Origin of the sequence: Dorea sp. AM13-35, from assembly GCF_003473885.1 — a bacterium.
Classification (GTDB): Bacteria; Bacillota; Clostridia; order Lachnospirales; family Lachnospiraceae; genus Dorea_D; species Dorea_D hominis.
This window is the reverse complement of the sequence record NZ_QUCZ01000001.1, coordinates 359996-373049: the sequence shown is the minus strand read 5'-3', so window position 1 is coordinate 373049 and position 13054 is coordinate 359996. Positions and strand designations below refer to the sequence as shown.

Sequence of the window (13054 nt, the reverse complement as noted above, 5' to 3'; positions counted from 1 at the left end):
CCGGAGGCTTTTAAAATAATAGGAAATGCGGTTTTCTATTATTAAAAAAATCCCTTACAGCAATCACTGTAAGGGACGAGTTCTCTCGCGGTTCCACCCTGTTTGAAACGATCATACTTGTATATTAAAAATATCTCTGATCGAAACCACTTCATTCATGATGATAACGGAATCACCGGGCTGTTTTACAGCCACTCCGAGGTAGTCTTCAGAAGGTTCCAAAATAAGAAGCTTGCAGCCGGTGACTTCTCTCTCTGCTATTCCTTTCCCAACTTACTCGTCTCATCTACGCATTTGGCATATGTCTTTCATACACGCTTTATATTATATCACTGTCTTTTTCTTTGTCAAGCCAGAACTTCCACATCGCCGGAACCTCACGCATCATATAATTCAAAAAGAGACTTCCTTTACATCCGGCAGAAATCGGATACACATGTGGATATCCGAGTCTATTTGCAAGAGCACATGACCTGTGTAAATGGAAATTATTTGTCACAATTCCAACCTTTACGATCTCCGGTGTAAATAATGCTTTGGAAAATCTTAAATTCTCTCTCGTCGTTGTCGATGCCGTTTCCTTTAAAATCCGTTCTTTCTCAATGCCATGCTCCCACAGATAAATCTCCATCGCTTCTGCTTCTGTAATATCTTCGCCCTTTCCCTGACCTCCGGAGACGATGACTTTAGTCATCGGATGTGATTTCAGATATTGCTCCGCTTTTCTGATTCTGCGTTCCAGTGAATCACTTGGTACCCTGCCATTCACATGCGCACCCAATATGATCAGATAGTCGCATGCATCATTTTCTTTAACAAACATCGTATACAAAATCGGTATACAGGTCAGTATGATCAATACACAGATTGCCAATATTGCCAGCATCATTACATGTGGCAGACGTCCTCTCCATTCCAGATAGGAAAAAGCCAGTAACAGGATTCCTGCTACTGGCCAGACTCTTGCAAATGTTGAATTCCATCGCCCGGTTGCCAGTCGAATCACTCCATAATAGACCAGGCACAAAACTGCGAGCATTAGCAATATTATTTTCCACAACATTTCTTATACTTCTTTCCTGAACCGCACGGGCACGGATCGTTACGTCCGATCTTCTTGCCTTTGCGGATTGTTGTAGACTCTTTCTGCTCTTTGTATAACTTTTTCAGTTCAGACTCAGAAAAAATCTCTTTCCACTGTGGAAGTTCATACAGCCAGTCGGCTCTCGCTGCAACCATGTTTTTGTAAAGTTTTTCCTTGTCAAACACAAGATTCACAACGGTATCTTCGTCCATTGTATCGATTGGGTTTGGCACAACCAGACTCTCGTCAATACCATCCAGAAATCCTACCATTGTCATGACATCCTGTCCATATCTCTCAGCCAGCTCTTTTACAGTTCCTCTGACTTCTTCATCCGGATTAGAAAGAAGCTTTTCATAAATCTCCTTCTCAATCTGGAAATAGCTTCCCCAGAAGTTCTGAAGCTGTCCTCTGTCAGCAGTCTCATCATAAGCGATGTCTTTCCACTGTTCTAATAATGTACGACTCATATCTATGTTACTCCTTCTTATGTTTCTAGTTCATTTCTCTTATATATACATCTCGGCGAACGCCCATGCAACATTCACAGGAATGGTAGTTTCCATCTTGCTACTGTTCTCAGGGGCATTCTTTTTCTGTCTTTTTCTCTTGTCTAAATACTCTTCCATCGATATCACTTCCTGATATTCTGAAGTAGTTTTCTGATTCATAAGTATACCTCCTTCTCGGTCATTCTTACTCCCGCCTTACTATTATATTCACAGATTGCTCTGTATATGACGTAATTCTTAGCGGTAAAATCATCTTATCAGCAGAATGTGTACATCCTGTGGCAGATTTCTAAAGATAAAATAACACTTTTCTTAAGAGGTATTAAGAATCTTAATTATTTATTACGATAAATAATGTCTTCTCTTCCAGGTCCGTTTGATACCATTGTGATCGGATAACCAATCTGCTCTTCTACGAACTCGATATACTTACGGCAGTTTTCCGGAAGGTCTTCATATTTCTTGATTCCACGGATATCACTGTTCCATCCCGGCAGTCTCTTAAATACCGGTTTTGCTTTCTCAAGAAGATGTGTCGGCGGGAAGTCTGTTGTAACTTCACCGTCAATCTCATATCCTACGCATACCGGAATCTCTTCCAGGTATCCAAGGACATCCAATACTGTAAATGCAACATCTGTTGTTCCCTGCATACGGCATCCATATTTGGAAGCTACACAGTCAAACCATCCCATACGTCTCGGACGTCCGGTTGTTGCTCCGAACTCGCCACCGTCTCCGCCGCGGCGTCTTAACTCGTCTGCTTCTTCTCCGAAGATCTCACTTACAAATGCACCTGCTCCAACTGCACTGGAGTATGCTTTGCATACTGTCACGATCTTCTGGATCTCATACGGTGGAATACCTGCTCCGATTGCTCCGTATCCAGCCAGTGTGGAAGAAGAAGTAACCATTGGATAAATTCCGTGATCCGGATCCTTCAGAGAACCTAACTGTCCTTCTAACAGAATGTTCTTTCCTTCTTTTAATGCATTGTGCAGGAACAGGGATGTATCACATACAAACGGCTCAACTTTTGCTTTGTACTCCATCAGCTCTTCATAGAGATCATCCGGATTGATCAGCGGTTTGTGATACAGATGCTTCAGAAGAACATTCTTCTGCTCTGCAACTCTTACTACTTTTTCTTTTAATAATTCATCATCAAATAACTCGCTTACCTGGAAACCGATCTTTGCATACTTATCTGAATAGAACGGTGCAATTCCGGACTTTGTAGATCCGAAAGACTTGCCTCCGAGTCTCTCTTCTTCATATGCATCAAAATCTTTGTGGTAAGACATTACCATCTGCGCTCTGTCAGATACAAGAATCTTCGGCATCGGAACATTTCTGTCAACGATAGACTGTACTTCCTTGAAAAGTACCGGAATATCTAACGCAACACCATTTCCGATGATACTTGTTGTATGATCATAAAATACCCCTGACGGTAATGTATGAAGGGCAAATTTTCCATAATTATTAACGATTGTATGTCCTGCATTGGCTCCACCCTGGAAACGTACGATAATGTCAGCTTCCTCAGCAAGCATATCTGTAATCTTTCCTTTACCTTCGTCTCCCCAGTTAGCACCTACGACTGCTTTAACCATATCAATTCCTCCTGTGTTATTATCACATATCATTCTTCATTCGGGTGTCCTAAGACACCATTCGTTATTATACTATATTTCCGTGTTTCTGTAAAACAAATTTTGTACATTTTCACTGTTTTTCCATGTTTTTTTCTATTTTTACATAAGCGGCGCTACAAGTTTTAATACCTGTCCGACAATCTTGGTCAGCAGTGACCGATTCTTTACTTCCATCAGCGTCACTTTATGACATTTCTCCAGTGTTTCCTGAAAATCACGTTCAATTCTGTCAATTTCTGAATTATTGTAAATAAAGGCTCCGCATTCAAAATGCAGATACAGACTCCGGTAATCCAGATTGATCGTACCTACACTTGCCGTATCATCGTCTGCCACAAATACCTTTGCATGAACAAACCCCGGCTCGTATTCATAAATCCGGACGCCGCCTTCTATCAGCTCTTTGTAATATGTCTTGGCCACAGCAAAAGCATACCACTTATCCGGAATATGTGGCATGATGATACTGACCTCCACGCCACTTTTTGCCACACGCGTCAACGTCGTGATCATCTCGTTATCCAATATCAGATACGGGGTCATAATATGTACATATTTTCTCGCATGGTTCAGAATATGGAAATAAACCTCTTCGCCTACATTTTCATCATCATACGGACTGTCTGCATAAGGAATTATATAGCCGTATTCCCGGTGCAATTCCCGGCGTTTTGGTGTCAGATAGCGATGATAGTTTTCTGAATATCGCTCATCTACGTTCCACATCTCCAGAAACATCATTGTAAAGCTCTGTACCGCATCCCCTTTTAACATGATTGCTGTATCTTTCCAATGGCCGAACCGTTCTTTCCGGTTAATGTACTCATCTCCAATGTTGATTCCTCCTGTAAATGCTGTTTTTCCGTCTATAACACAGATTTTCCGGTGATCTCTGTTATTCTGTGTTGTAGACAGGAACGGCTTTACTGCATTTGCCATTTTACACTGGATTCCATAGTGTTTTAATTTCTCCGGATAATCATACGGAAGCATGGAAATCGCACACATTCCGTCATACATAAAACGAACTTCCACACCTTCTCTTACTTTCTGGATCAATATCTCCAGAATCTGATCCAACATGTATCCTTCTTCGACAATAAAATATTCCATAAAAATAAATTTTCGTGCTTTCTTAAGCTCCGCAAGCAGGCAACGAAATTTGTCTTCCCCCAATGGGAAATAACGGACCTGCGTATTCCGATATGTCGGAAAGTTCAGCTGGTTTGAAAGATAATGCGACAACCTTGCATTCGCTGATCGGCTTGCCCATAGTGCATCTACTGTATCTTTATCCTGCACCATATACTGGGACATCTCTGTTTTGAGTGTATTAAGTCTGTGCTTCAGAAAGCGTGTCCCCACCTGCAGCTTCACATAAATATAAAACAGCGTTCCTACAACCGGAAACGTGATAATGCACAAAATCCATGTCATCTTAAATGCCGGATTGCCCTCCGAATTGATTACGTAAATGATTACTATAACTCGCATGCAAAGCATGATTCCGCTGATTGCTGTCGAATATGCCTGCAGCCGGGATGTAGTTATCGTAAAGACTCCGATCTGCATGAGAATCAACAGGAGCATAATACCGGAACGACTAAAAACAATACGAAACAATCCTTTTTTTGCTGTTTTTTTTGGTTCATGTTTCTTCATAAACTAACTACCAATCTCCTCTTTTACTACACTTTCTCCAAAAAATATATTTTACAGTGTATCACAATTTTGTCAAGTTTTATAGTATTTTTATAAGTCTATCCCTTTCTTTTTCTTCTGAAAAGTATTACAATACATCTATTAGAACAACACGACGAAAGGAGTATTTACTTATGAATAAATTATGGAAACGTTTATTCGGACTCGCTGCGATCGGCAGTGCTGCCGCAGGTATTTTCTATTACTTTAAGAAGACAAAAGCTGACGACGAGGACGATTTTGACGATGATCTCGACGATATCTTTGAAAATGAAGGCTTTGATCTGGACAATGATCTGAAGCCGGTCTCTGACAGAGGTTATGTACCACTTACACCAAAGACTGACAGCGAAGAAGATGCTGACTCTGATGAGGATAACTCCTCTGATAACAGTACTGAAGCTGATATAACAGAAAACGCTGACACTTCCAGCGAAGGAACTGAAACAGAAAATACTGATCCGGATAAGGAAGAACAGGAATAAATTTTCAAATCAGCATTCATTTAATAATAAACACAGATTTTGTTAAATGAGCAAAAGGGCATTACACAAATTCTAAATTTGTATAACGCCCTTTATTTTATGCCTGTGCTCTATATGCTCACATCTTGTTCATTTCTGCCATGGCAGTAACCGACAGCCGCTGAAGCTTTTTATAACTCTGTCCAGCACTGGTTCAGAAGGTTTACTGCTTCTTTGATATCTTCTTCAGACATATTCGCATATCCAAGAAGAATTGTCGCCGGCTCTTCTGTAGTTTCGATACGGTACTGGGACATTCCATACACACGGACGCCGGCTTCCTTTGCCTTCCGGATCAAAAATTCTTCTGATGTACCATCCTTGAAATTAAGTAGCAGATGCACACCTGCATGTTCCCCGGAGATCCTGCATCTGCCAAGCAGTGGCTTTAATGCCTCAATCAGCACGTCATGCCGGTTCTTATATAACGCTCGCGTCTTGTTCAGATGGCGCTCATAATATCCTTCTTCAATGAATTTCTGCACGATCAGTTGATCCACCTTCGATACGGTAGAATTAATGAACCGGTAATTTTCCCTGTATTTTTTTAGAAGCGGTACCGGCAGAACCATATAGCTCAGTCGGATCGCCGGTGCGATCGACTTTGAAAATGTTCCCAGATAAATAACTTTCTCATCGGAATCATATCCCTGTAATGCCGGAATCGGTTTCCCTTTATACCGGAACTCACTGTCATAATCATCTTCAATAATGAAACGTCCTTCCTTTTCATTTGCCCATCGCAATAATTCTAGACGGCGTTTCAACGGCATGACAATCCCTGTCGGATACTGATGAGACGGCGTTACATAAGCAATATCAGCATTTTCCATTTTCAAAGCATCCACACGCAGACCATTTTTATCTACCGGAGCAGGCACTGTCTCGTATCCCAGACCGGAAAGTACGTGGTATGCCTGTTTATAAGTCGGATCTTCAAAAGCAATCCGGTGATTCTTTCCCAAAATGATACTTAACAACATCAGAATATAATCACTTCCGGCTCCGATCAGAATTTGCTCCGGCGTACAATGCACTCCCCGCGCCTGATACAGGTAATTACAGATTGCATTGCGGAATCCATATTCTCCCTGCGAATCCCCGCTTCGGAATAATTCTGTCCGATCATCAATCAATATATCTTTGGAAAGCTTTCTCCAGACATTATAAGGAAAACTCTTAAGATCTACACCATTTGGTGTAAAATCAAACCGATATTTTTCTTGTTTTTCTTGTTTTTCTTCCACAACTGCAGGCTTTTCTGCCGACAACTGATACAATTCTTCAATCTGTGCTACAAAATAACCGCGGCACGGTTCTGATTCCAGATAACCTTCGGACAATAACTGTTCATAGGCTAGTTCAATCGTGCTGCGGCTGACTTCCAGATGTCTGGACAGCGCTCTCGTAGAAGGAAGCTTCTCCCCATAGGAGAGCTTCCCTCTGCGGATCTCTGTTTTAATATGTTCGTAGATCTGCTCATAAAGCGGAACCTTACTGTGTGTTTTTAGATCAATCGTTAATTCATTCATATCCTTTATTTTGGAAGTTTAAACGAACTCTTCAGTGAAACAATCCGGTTAAATACGAGCTGCTCCGGTGTAGAATCTTTGGAATCTACGCAGAAGTAACCATTTCTTACAAACTGAAAACTGTCAGACGGACCTGCCTCAGCGAAGCTGTCCTCTACATAACATCCCTTGCGGATCTCCAGTGAGTTCGGATTTAAATTAAGAGAACCATCTTCTTTGTTATATACACCCTTCTCTTCATCGATCAGATTCTCATAGAGACGGATCTCTGCCTGTTTCGCAAGAGGTGCATATACCCAGTGGATCGTTCCTTTCACTTTTCGTCCTGTAAATCCGGTTCCACACTTCGTCTCCGGATCATAAGTTGCATGTACAACTGTTACATTGCCATCCTCATCTGTCTCATAACTTGTACAAGTCACAAAATATGCATGCATCAGGCGTACTTCATTACCAGGGAACAAACGGAAATATTTCTTCGGAGGCTCGATCATAAAATCGTTACGCTCAATATATAATTCTCTTCCGAATGGAACTTTACGCATGCCAAGCTCCGGATTCTCCAGATTATTCTCAACATCCAGATATTCTACTTCTCCTTCCGGATAGTTGTCGATTACTAATTTGATCGGATCTAACACTGCCATCATACGTGGTTTCTTCATCTTCAGATCTTCACGGATGCAGTACTCAAGCATTGCATAATCTACAGAGCTCTGGGATTTGGAAACGCCACATAATTCTACGAACTTACGGATAGATTCCGGGGTAAATCCACGTCTGCGCAGAGCTGCAATAGAAACAAGTCTCGGGTCATCCCATCCATCTACGATTCCATCCATAACAAGCTTCTTGATGTAACGTTTTCCCGTTACAACATTTGTCAGGTATAATTTGGAAAATTCGATCTGTCTCGGTGCCGGATCAAATTCACATTCCTTTACAACCCAGTCATATAACGGCCTGTGATCTTCAAACTCCAGTGTGCAGATAGAGTGTGTGATCTTCTCAATCGCATCTTCGATCGGGTGTGCAAAATCATACATCGGATAAATGCACCACTTATCTCCTGTATTGTGGTGTGTCATATGTGCCACACGGTAAATAACCGGATCACGCATGTTGATATTCGGTGATGTCATATCGATCTTCGCACGGAGAACACGTTTTCCGTCTTCAATCTTACCTGCACGCATCTCTTCAAATAACTGTAAGTTCTCTTCTACGGAGCGATCTCTGTACGGGCTATTCTTTCCCGGTTCTGTCAACGTTCCACGGTATTCACGGATCTCTTCCGCACTCAGGTCGCAGACATATGCTTTGCCTTTTTTAATCAGCTTGATCGCGCATTCATACATTGTATCAAAATAATCGGATGCGAAATAGAGATGGTCTCCCCAGTCAGCACCTAACCACTTTACATCTTCTTTGATGGACTCTACAAATTCCATGTCCTCTTTCATCGGGTTCGTATCGTCAAAACGAAGGTGGAATGTTCCTCCATACTCCTTTGCCAGACCGGAATTTAAAATGATGGATTTAGCGTGTCCGATGTGAAGGTATCCGTTCGGTTCCGGTGGAAAACGGGTACATACTTCCTGGTAAACGCCCTCTTTCAGATCTTTATCTATCTCTTGTTCTATAAAATTCTTAGAAACTGTCTCTTCTCCCATGTTCTTCCTCCTAGTGATTATTCTGCCCCTTATCTTACCATAAAACATATGGACGAACAAGGTTTAAAACAAAAGAAAACCTCTGAAAGTCATGACTTCCAGAGGTCTTTATCTTTTGTACAAGCTGCCTAGCGGAATCGAACCGCCGACCTCCGCCTTACCAAGGCGACGCTCTACCGACTGAGCCAAGGCAGCACGCATATGTGCTATGCAACGTTAATACTATACAACACATACGCTATATTTGTCAATATGATTTTTCGTCACTCTTTAAGATTTTTTCGGTCTTATTTTTGATGCGCTGCAGTGCATTATCAATCGTTTTCGGGCTCTTATCCAGAAGCTTTGCAATCGTCTTATAGTCTGTTCCCCGAAGGTGCAGATACAATACTCTGCTTTCCAGATCACTGAGTGCTTCTTCCAGACGGCTCTCAATAAGAGTCGCATATTCCTGGCTGATAAGCAGCTCTTCCGGATTGTTCTGACCTTCCGCTTCTACTGTTTCGATCAATGGATTCTGGTCATCCGCACCGGTCTCATACAGAGAAATGTAAGAATTTAACGGGCTGTGTTTTTTTCTTCTGGATGCCGTTATTGCTGAATACAACTGTCTTGTAATACATAATTTTGCGAAACTGTAAAAGGATGAATTCTGATCCGGTGCATAGTCACGAACAGCCTTAAACAGACCGATCATCCCTTCCTGAATCAGGTCATCTGTCTCACCGCCGAGAAGATACATTGCATTGGCTTCTTTGCGGACAAGATTTTTGTATTTTTCCATAAGAAAATCAATGATCTCTTTCTCACCGCCGCGCAGCTTCTCAATCAGCAGTTCATCTGTCATCTTCTCATATTTCATGCGCTTCCATTCCTTTTGATTCTTATGACATTCTCTGTCTTACGATCTCATAAGCAAGGACACCGGCTGCCACAGACGCGTTCAGTGAATCGATATCACCGTGCATCGGAATGCTTGCTACATAATCGCAGGTTTCTTTTACGAGGCGGCTGACTCCCTCGCCTTCGTTTCCGATCACCAGTCCGATCGGTCCTTTCAGATTAAGATCATACATCTTCTCGCCGCCCATATCGGCACAGACAAACCAAAGACCTTCTTTTTTCAGTTCTTCCATTGTCTTTACCAGATTTGTAACTTTTGCTACCGGTGTATAGTTCAGTGCACCGGCAGATGTTTTTGCCACGGTTGCTGTCAATCCGACTGCTCTTCTCTTCGGGATGATCACTCCGTGTGCACCGGCAAGATTTGCCGTACGGATGATCGCGCCAAGATTGTGCGGATCTTCAATTCCATCCAGAAGAACAAGGAAAGGATCTTCTCCACGCTCTTTTGCAAGCGCTAACATATCCTCTACTTCTGCGTATTCATACGATGCAGTATAAGCAATCACACCCTGATGTCTTCCCGTCTCAGAAAGCTGATGCAGACGCTCTTTTTCTACAAACTGAATGATCGTGTCGTGTTTCCTTGCTTCTCTTATGATCGTGCGCACCGGTCCGTCCTGGCAGCCGTCCAGAACAAATAATTTGTCAACCGGTTTTCCGGAACGAAATGCTTCCAGAACCGCATTTCTTCCCTCGATTTTATTTTCGTTTGTTTTCTTATTATAATCTTCGCTCATGTCCGACTCCTTATTGTTCCTCTTCAAGGCTCTTAAGTCCCATTTTCACCAGTTCCATCATTCTTGCGTAATCCTTTTTCAGATACAGATATCCCATCACTGCTTCAAAACCGGTCGCACGTCTGTAATCGGTCACAGACTGGTTCTTCGCAGGTGATACACTCTTGGAATTCCGTCCCCTTTTGTAAATGCTGTGCTCTTCTTCTGTCAGTTCTTCCTGCAGAACACGCATCATTTTAGACTGTGCTTTTGCCTGCACATAGGTACTGGTTTCTTTGTGCAGTTTCTGTACCGGTTTGTTGCCCTGGTTTACAACTAACGTCTTCATGATCAGATCGTAAATACTGTCACCGATATACGCCAGAGTAAGAGGTGAATATTCTCTTATATCCACCTCTTTTAACCGGAACGTTTCCTGCATGCAGGAGTCAAACTCCCAGTTTATGCTCTTTTCCATTGTACTCCTTCTCTTGTATCTTTTAAAACGATACCTTTTTCTAATAACTCGTCACGGATTGCGTCTGCTCTTGCGAAATCTTTCGCTTTTCTTGCTGCCTGACGCTCTTCGATCAGTTTTTCAATATCTTCATCCAAGATGTCTTCCTTCTTGTCAACGAGCAGTCCAAGTACATCTGTTAATTTTACCAGAAGCTCAAAGAGTTTGCCAAGGTATTCTGCTGAGCTCTCACTGTCTGTATTACTGTTTGCAAATTTAACAAGGTCAAATACTGCTGCGATTGCATCTGCTGTATTGAAATCATCTTCCATTGCCCTCTCAAAATCAGCAACAAATGCATCTGTCTGTGTAAATAACTTGTTCTCTTCCTCTGTCATCTTTTCATCTGCAGCATTTTTCTTTAAGAATTTCAGATTATCTGCCGCATTGACAATACGCTCCAGACCATTCTTGGATGCTTCCATAAGATCTGCGCTGAAGTTCAGCGGACTTCTGTAATGTGCGCTTAACATAAAGAAGCGAAGCACCTGCAGATCATACTGTTCACTGATCTCACGGACAGTGCGGAAGTTTCCTAATGACTTGCTCATCTTGCGATTATCGATATTTAAAAATGCATTGTGCATCCAGTATTTAGCGAATTCTTTTCCGTTGGCAGCTTCACTCTGTGCGATTTCATTCTCATGATGTGGAAATACAAGATCTTCTCCACCGGCGTGAATATCGATCTGCTCACCCAGATATTTTTTAGACATCTCTGAGCACTCAATGTGCCATCCCGGACGTCCCTCGCTCCACGGTGCTTTCCAGAAAGGTTCTCCTTCTTTTTTCGGTTTCCAGAGAACGAAATCCAACGGATCTTCTTTTTCATCTTCGCCGCTTACAAGGAGTGATCTCTCACCGGATCTTAAATCATCCAGATTTTTATGGGAAAGCTTTCCATAGTCTTTGAATTTTCTTGTGCTGTAATATACCGTTCCGTTTTTCTCATAAGCATAGCCTTTGTCGATCAGTGTCTGGATCATCTCGATCATTCCGCTGATCTCTTCTGTTGCAAGCGGATTCTTTGTTGCCGGCTCGATGTTCATTCCATCCATATCTTTCTTACACTCTGCAATATAGCGTTTGGAAATCTCATCGGACGAAACGCCTTCTTCATTAGCTTTCTTAATGATTTTATCATCTACATCTGTGAAGTTGGATACATAATTAACATCGTATCCTTTGTACTCAAAATAACGTCTGACCGTATCAAATACAATCATCGGTCTTGCATTTCCGATATGGATAAAATTATAAACCGTTGGTCCGCAGACATACATCTTAACTTTGCCTTCTTCCAGCGGGGTAAATTCTTCTTTTTGTTTTGACAGTGTGTTATACAGTTTCATCTTTGTCTCTTCCTCTCTTTTCTTATTCTTCTCTGGAACTTTCTATGAATTCCATTTTTTCTATTTCTTTGATCAGTTCCTTCTTATCTTTACGCAGGCATTTCATATTCTTCTCCATTGCACGGATCTCTTCTCTCATGCGGAGATTTTCTTCCTGCAGGTTCTGGATATCTGCGCTGATCGGATCTGGTAAATGTACCTGATCTAGATCCATACGCGGAATCTTCTGGTCATCCATCTTCACAATTCTTCCCGGCACACCGACAACTGTACAGTTCGGCGGTACTTCTTTTAATACAACCGCTCCGGCGCCAATCTTGGAATTTTCTCCGATGGTGAAGGAACCAAGTACTTTTGCGCCGGCACTTACCATGACATTATCTTTAAGTGTCGGATGCCGCTTTCCCTGTTCCTTACCTGTTCCACCCAGGGTGACACCCTGATACAGTGTAATATTATCACCAAGCTCTGCTGTCTCTCCGATGATCACACCGCTTCCGTGGTCGATAAAAAGTCCTTTGCCGATCGTAGCTCCCGGATGGATCTCAATACCGGTTTTGCGCACGGCACGCTGTGACACCCATCTTGCCAGAAAATAATGTTTCTTTAAATATAATTTATGTGCAATTCTGTAATGTAAAATTGCCTTGAAACTGGAATATAAAAAAACTTCCATATTGGATTTGATCGCAGGATCCCGTTCACGAACAACCTGAATCTCCTCTTTTACGTAAGAAATAACTCCCATATCTATCGCTCCTTCATTATAAAAAACGCCTCTTGCTTTCGCAAGAGGCGTATATATCGCGGTTCCACTCTTCTTCCAGAATCAGACCTTCCTGCTGAAATGTCCCCCGCTTAAGGAAAATCTTCTTCTGC

Annotated in this window: 13 protein-coding genes and 1 tRNA gene; 1 reads left to right on the top strand and 13 read right to left on the bottom strand. The window is 42.1% G+C overall.

What is annotated here, in order from left to right; genetic code table 11:
* Window positions 1-319: 319 nt before the first annotated feature.
* The 5 genes from DW152_RS01790 to cls all read right to left on the bottom strand — a co-directional run bounded on the left by DW152_RS01790 (window position 320) and on the right by cls (window position 4916).
* Window positions 320-1063 carry a YdcF family protein gene (locus DW152_RS01790; protein ID WP_207722364.1) on the bottom strand — a complete coding sequence of 248 codons (744 nt, stop codon included), beginning with the start codon at window positions 1061-1063 and terminating at the stop codon, window positions 320-322.
* Entirely contained in the window at window positions 1048-1554 is a 507-nt protein-coding gene (locus DW152_RS01785) for an SEC-C metal-binding domain-containing protein (protein WP_021861054.1), read from the bottom strand. The genes DW152_RS01790 and DW152_RS01785 overlap by 16 nt, the downstream gene beginning before the upstream one ends.
* Before the next feature lie 39 nt (window positions 1555-1593).
* Window positions 1594-1755 (bottom strand): hypothetical protein, encoded by a 162-nt coding sequence (locus tag DW152_RS13230; protein WP_021861055.1) that lies wholly within the window; start codon window positions 1753-1755, stop codon window positions 1594-1596.
* Between the two features lie 176 nt (window positions 1756-1931).
* Entirely contained in the window at window positions 1932-3212 is a 1281-nt protein-coding gene (locus DW152_RS01780) for an adenylosuccinate synthase (RefSeq protein ID WP_118287836.1), read from the bottom strand.
* A gap of 141 nt (window positions 3213-3353) precedes the next feature.
* Window positions 3354-4916: a cardiolipin synthase gene (gene cls, locus DW152_RS01775; RefSeq protein ID WP_118287835.1), complete on the bottom strand. Its 1563-nt coding sequence runs from the start codon at window positions 4914-4916 to the stop codon at window positions 3354-3356.
* Window positions 4917-5089: 173 nt separating this feature from the next.
* On the opposite strand from cls, the gene DW152_RS01770 reads away from it, so the two are divergent.
* Window positions 5090-5440, top strand: coding sequence for a hypothetical protein (locus DW152_RS01770; RefSeq protein ID WP_199663790.1), 351 nt, complete (start codon window positions 5090-5092; stop codon window positions 5438-5440).
* Between the two features lie 170 nt (window positions 5441-5610).
* On the opposite strand, the gene pdxR is transcribed toward DW152_RS01770, so the two are convergent.
* The 8 genes from pdxR to epsC all read right to left on the bottom strand — a co-directional run bounded on the left by pdxR (window position 5611) and on the right by epsC (window position 12923).
* Complete coding sequence (pdxR, locus tag DW152_RS01765; protein ID WP_118287834.1) at window positions 5611-7011, bottom strand: MocR-like pyridoxine biosynthesis transcription factor PdxR; 1401 nt, start codon at window positions 7009-7011, stop codon at window positions 5611-5613.
* Window positions 7012-7016: 5 nt separating this feature from the next.
* Window positions 7017-8684, bottom strand: a complete 1668-nt coding sequence (locus tag DW152_RS01760) for a glutamine--tRNA ligase/YqeY domain fusion protein (RefSeq protein WP_021861060.1) — start codon at window positions 8682-8684, stop codon at window positions 7017-7019.
* A gap of 122 nt (window positions 8685-8806) precedes the next feature.
* Window positions 8807-8879: transfer RNA gene (locus DW152_RS01755), tRNA-Thr, on the bottom strand.
* A gap of 52 nt (window positions 8880-8931) precedes the next feature.
* On the bottom strand, window positions 8932-9546 hold the full coding sequence (sigH, locus tag DW152_RS01750) for an RNA polymerase sporulation sigma factor SigH (RefSeq protein WP_021861061.1): 615 nt from the start codon (window positions 9544-9546) through the stop codon (window positions 8932-8934).
* A 22-nt stretch (window positions 9547-9568) separates the two neighbouring features.
* The gene (rlmB, locus tag DW152_RS01745) at window positions 9569-10327 is read right to left on the bottom strand and encodes a 23S rRNA (guanosine(2251)-2'-O)-methyltransferase RlmB (RefSeq protein ID WP_117537140.1); all 759 of its coding nucleotides are present in this window, start codon (window positions 10325-10327) and stop codon (window positions 9569-9571) included.
* 10 nt (window positions 10328-10337) lie between these two features.
* A complete protein-coding gene (locus tag DW152_RS01740) occupies window positions 10338-10784 on the bottom strand; it encodes a Mini-ribonuclease 3 (protein ID WP_021861063.1) in 447 nt (148 codons plus the stop codon).
* Window positions 10769-12175: a cysteine--tRNA ligase gene (cysS, locus tag DW152_RS01735; protein WP_118287833.1), complete on the bottom strand. Its 1407-nt coding sequence runs from the start codon at window positions 12173-12175 to the stop codon at window positions 10769-10771. The genes DW152_RS01740 and cysS overlap by 16 nt, the downstream gene beginning before the upstream one ends.
* 22 nt (window positions 12176-12197) lie before the next feature.
* Window positions 12198-12923, bottom strand: coding sequence for a serine O-acetyltransferase EpsC (gene epsC / locus DW152_RS01730; protein ID WP_021861064.1), 726 nt, complete (start codon window positions 12921-12923; stop codon window positions 12198-12200).
* Window positions 12924-13054 lie beyond the last annotated feature (131 nt).

Coding starts and splice junctions, on each gene's coding strand:
- pdxR (WP_118287834.1), bottom strand. CDS start 7,011: ATGAATGAATTAACGATTGATCTAAAAACACACAGTAAGGTTCCGCTT.
- DW152_RS01740 (WP_021861063.1), bottom strand. CDS start 10,784: ATGGAAAAGAGCATAAACTGGGAGTTTGACTCCTGCATGCAGGAAACG.
- cls (WP_118287835.1), bottom strand. CDS start 4,916: ATGAAGAAACATGAACCAAAAAAAACAGCAAAAAAAGGATTGTTTCGT.
- sigH (WP_021861061.1), bottom strand. CDS start 9,546: ATGAAATATGAGAAGATGACAGATGAACTGCTGATTGAGAAGCTGCGC.
- DW152_RS01790 (WP_207722364.1), bottom strand. CDS start 1,063: ATGTTGTGGAAAATAATATTGCTAATGCTCGCAGTTTTGTGCCTGGTC.
- DW152_RS01760 (WP_021861060.1), bottom strand. CDS start 8,684: ATGGGAGAAGAGACAGTTTCTAAGAATTTTATAGAACAAGAGATAGAT.
- rlmB (WP_117537140.1), bottom strand. CDS start 10,327: ATGAGCGAAGATTATAATAAGAAAACAAACGAAAATAAAATCGAGGGA.
- DW152_RS01785 (WP_021861054.1), bottom strand. CDS start 1,554: ATGAGTCGTACATTATTAGAACAGTGGAAAGACATCGCTTATGATGAG.
- epsC (WP_021861064.1), bottom strand. CDS start 12,923: ATGGGAGTTATTTCTTACGTAAAAGAGGAGATTCAGGTTGTTCGTGAA.
- cysS (WP_118287833.1), bottom strand. CDS start 12,175: ATGAAACTGTATAACACACTGTCAAAACAAAAAGAAGAATTTACCCCG.
- DW152_RS01770 (WP_199663790.1), top strand. CDS start 5,090: ATGAATAAATTATGGAAACGTTTATTCGGACTCGCTGCGATCGGCAGT.
- DW152_RS13230 (WP_021861055.1), bottom strand. CDS start 1,755: ATGAATCAGAAAACTACTTCAGAATATCAGGAAGTGATATCGATGGAA.
- DW152_RS01780 (WP_118287836.1), bottom strand. CDS start 3,212: ATGGTTAAAGCAGTCGTAGGTGCTAACTGGGGAGACGAAGGTAAAGGA.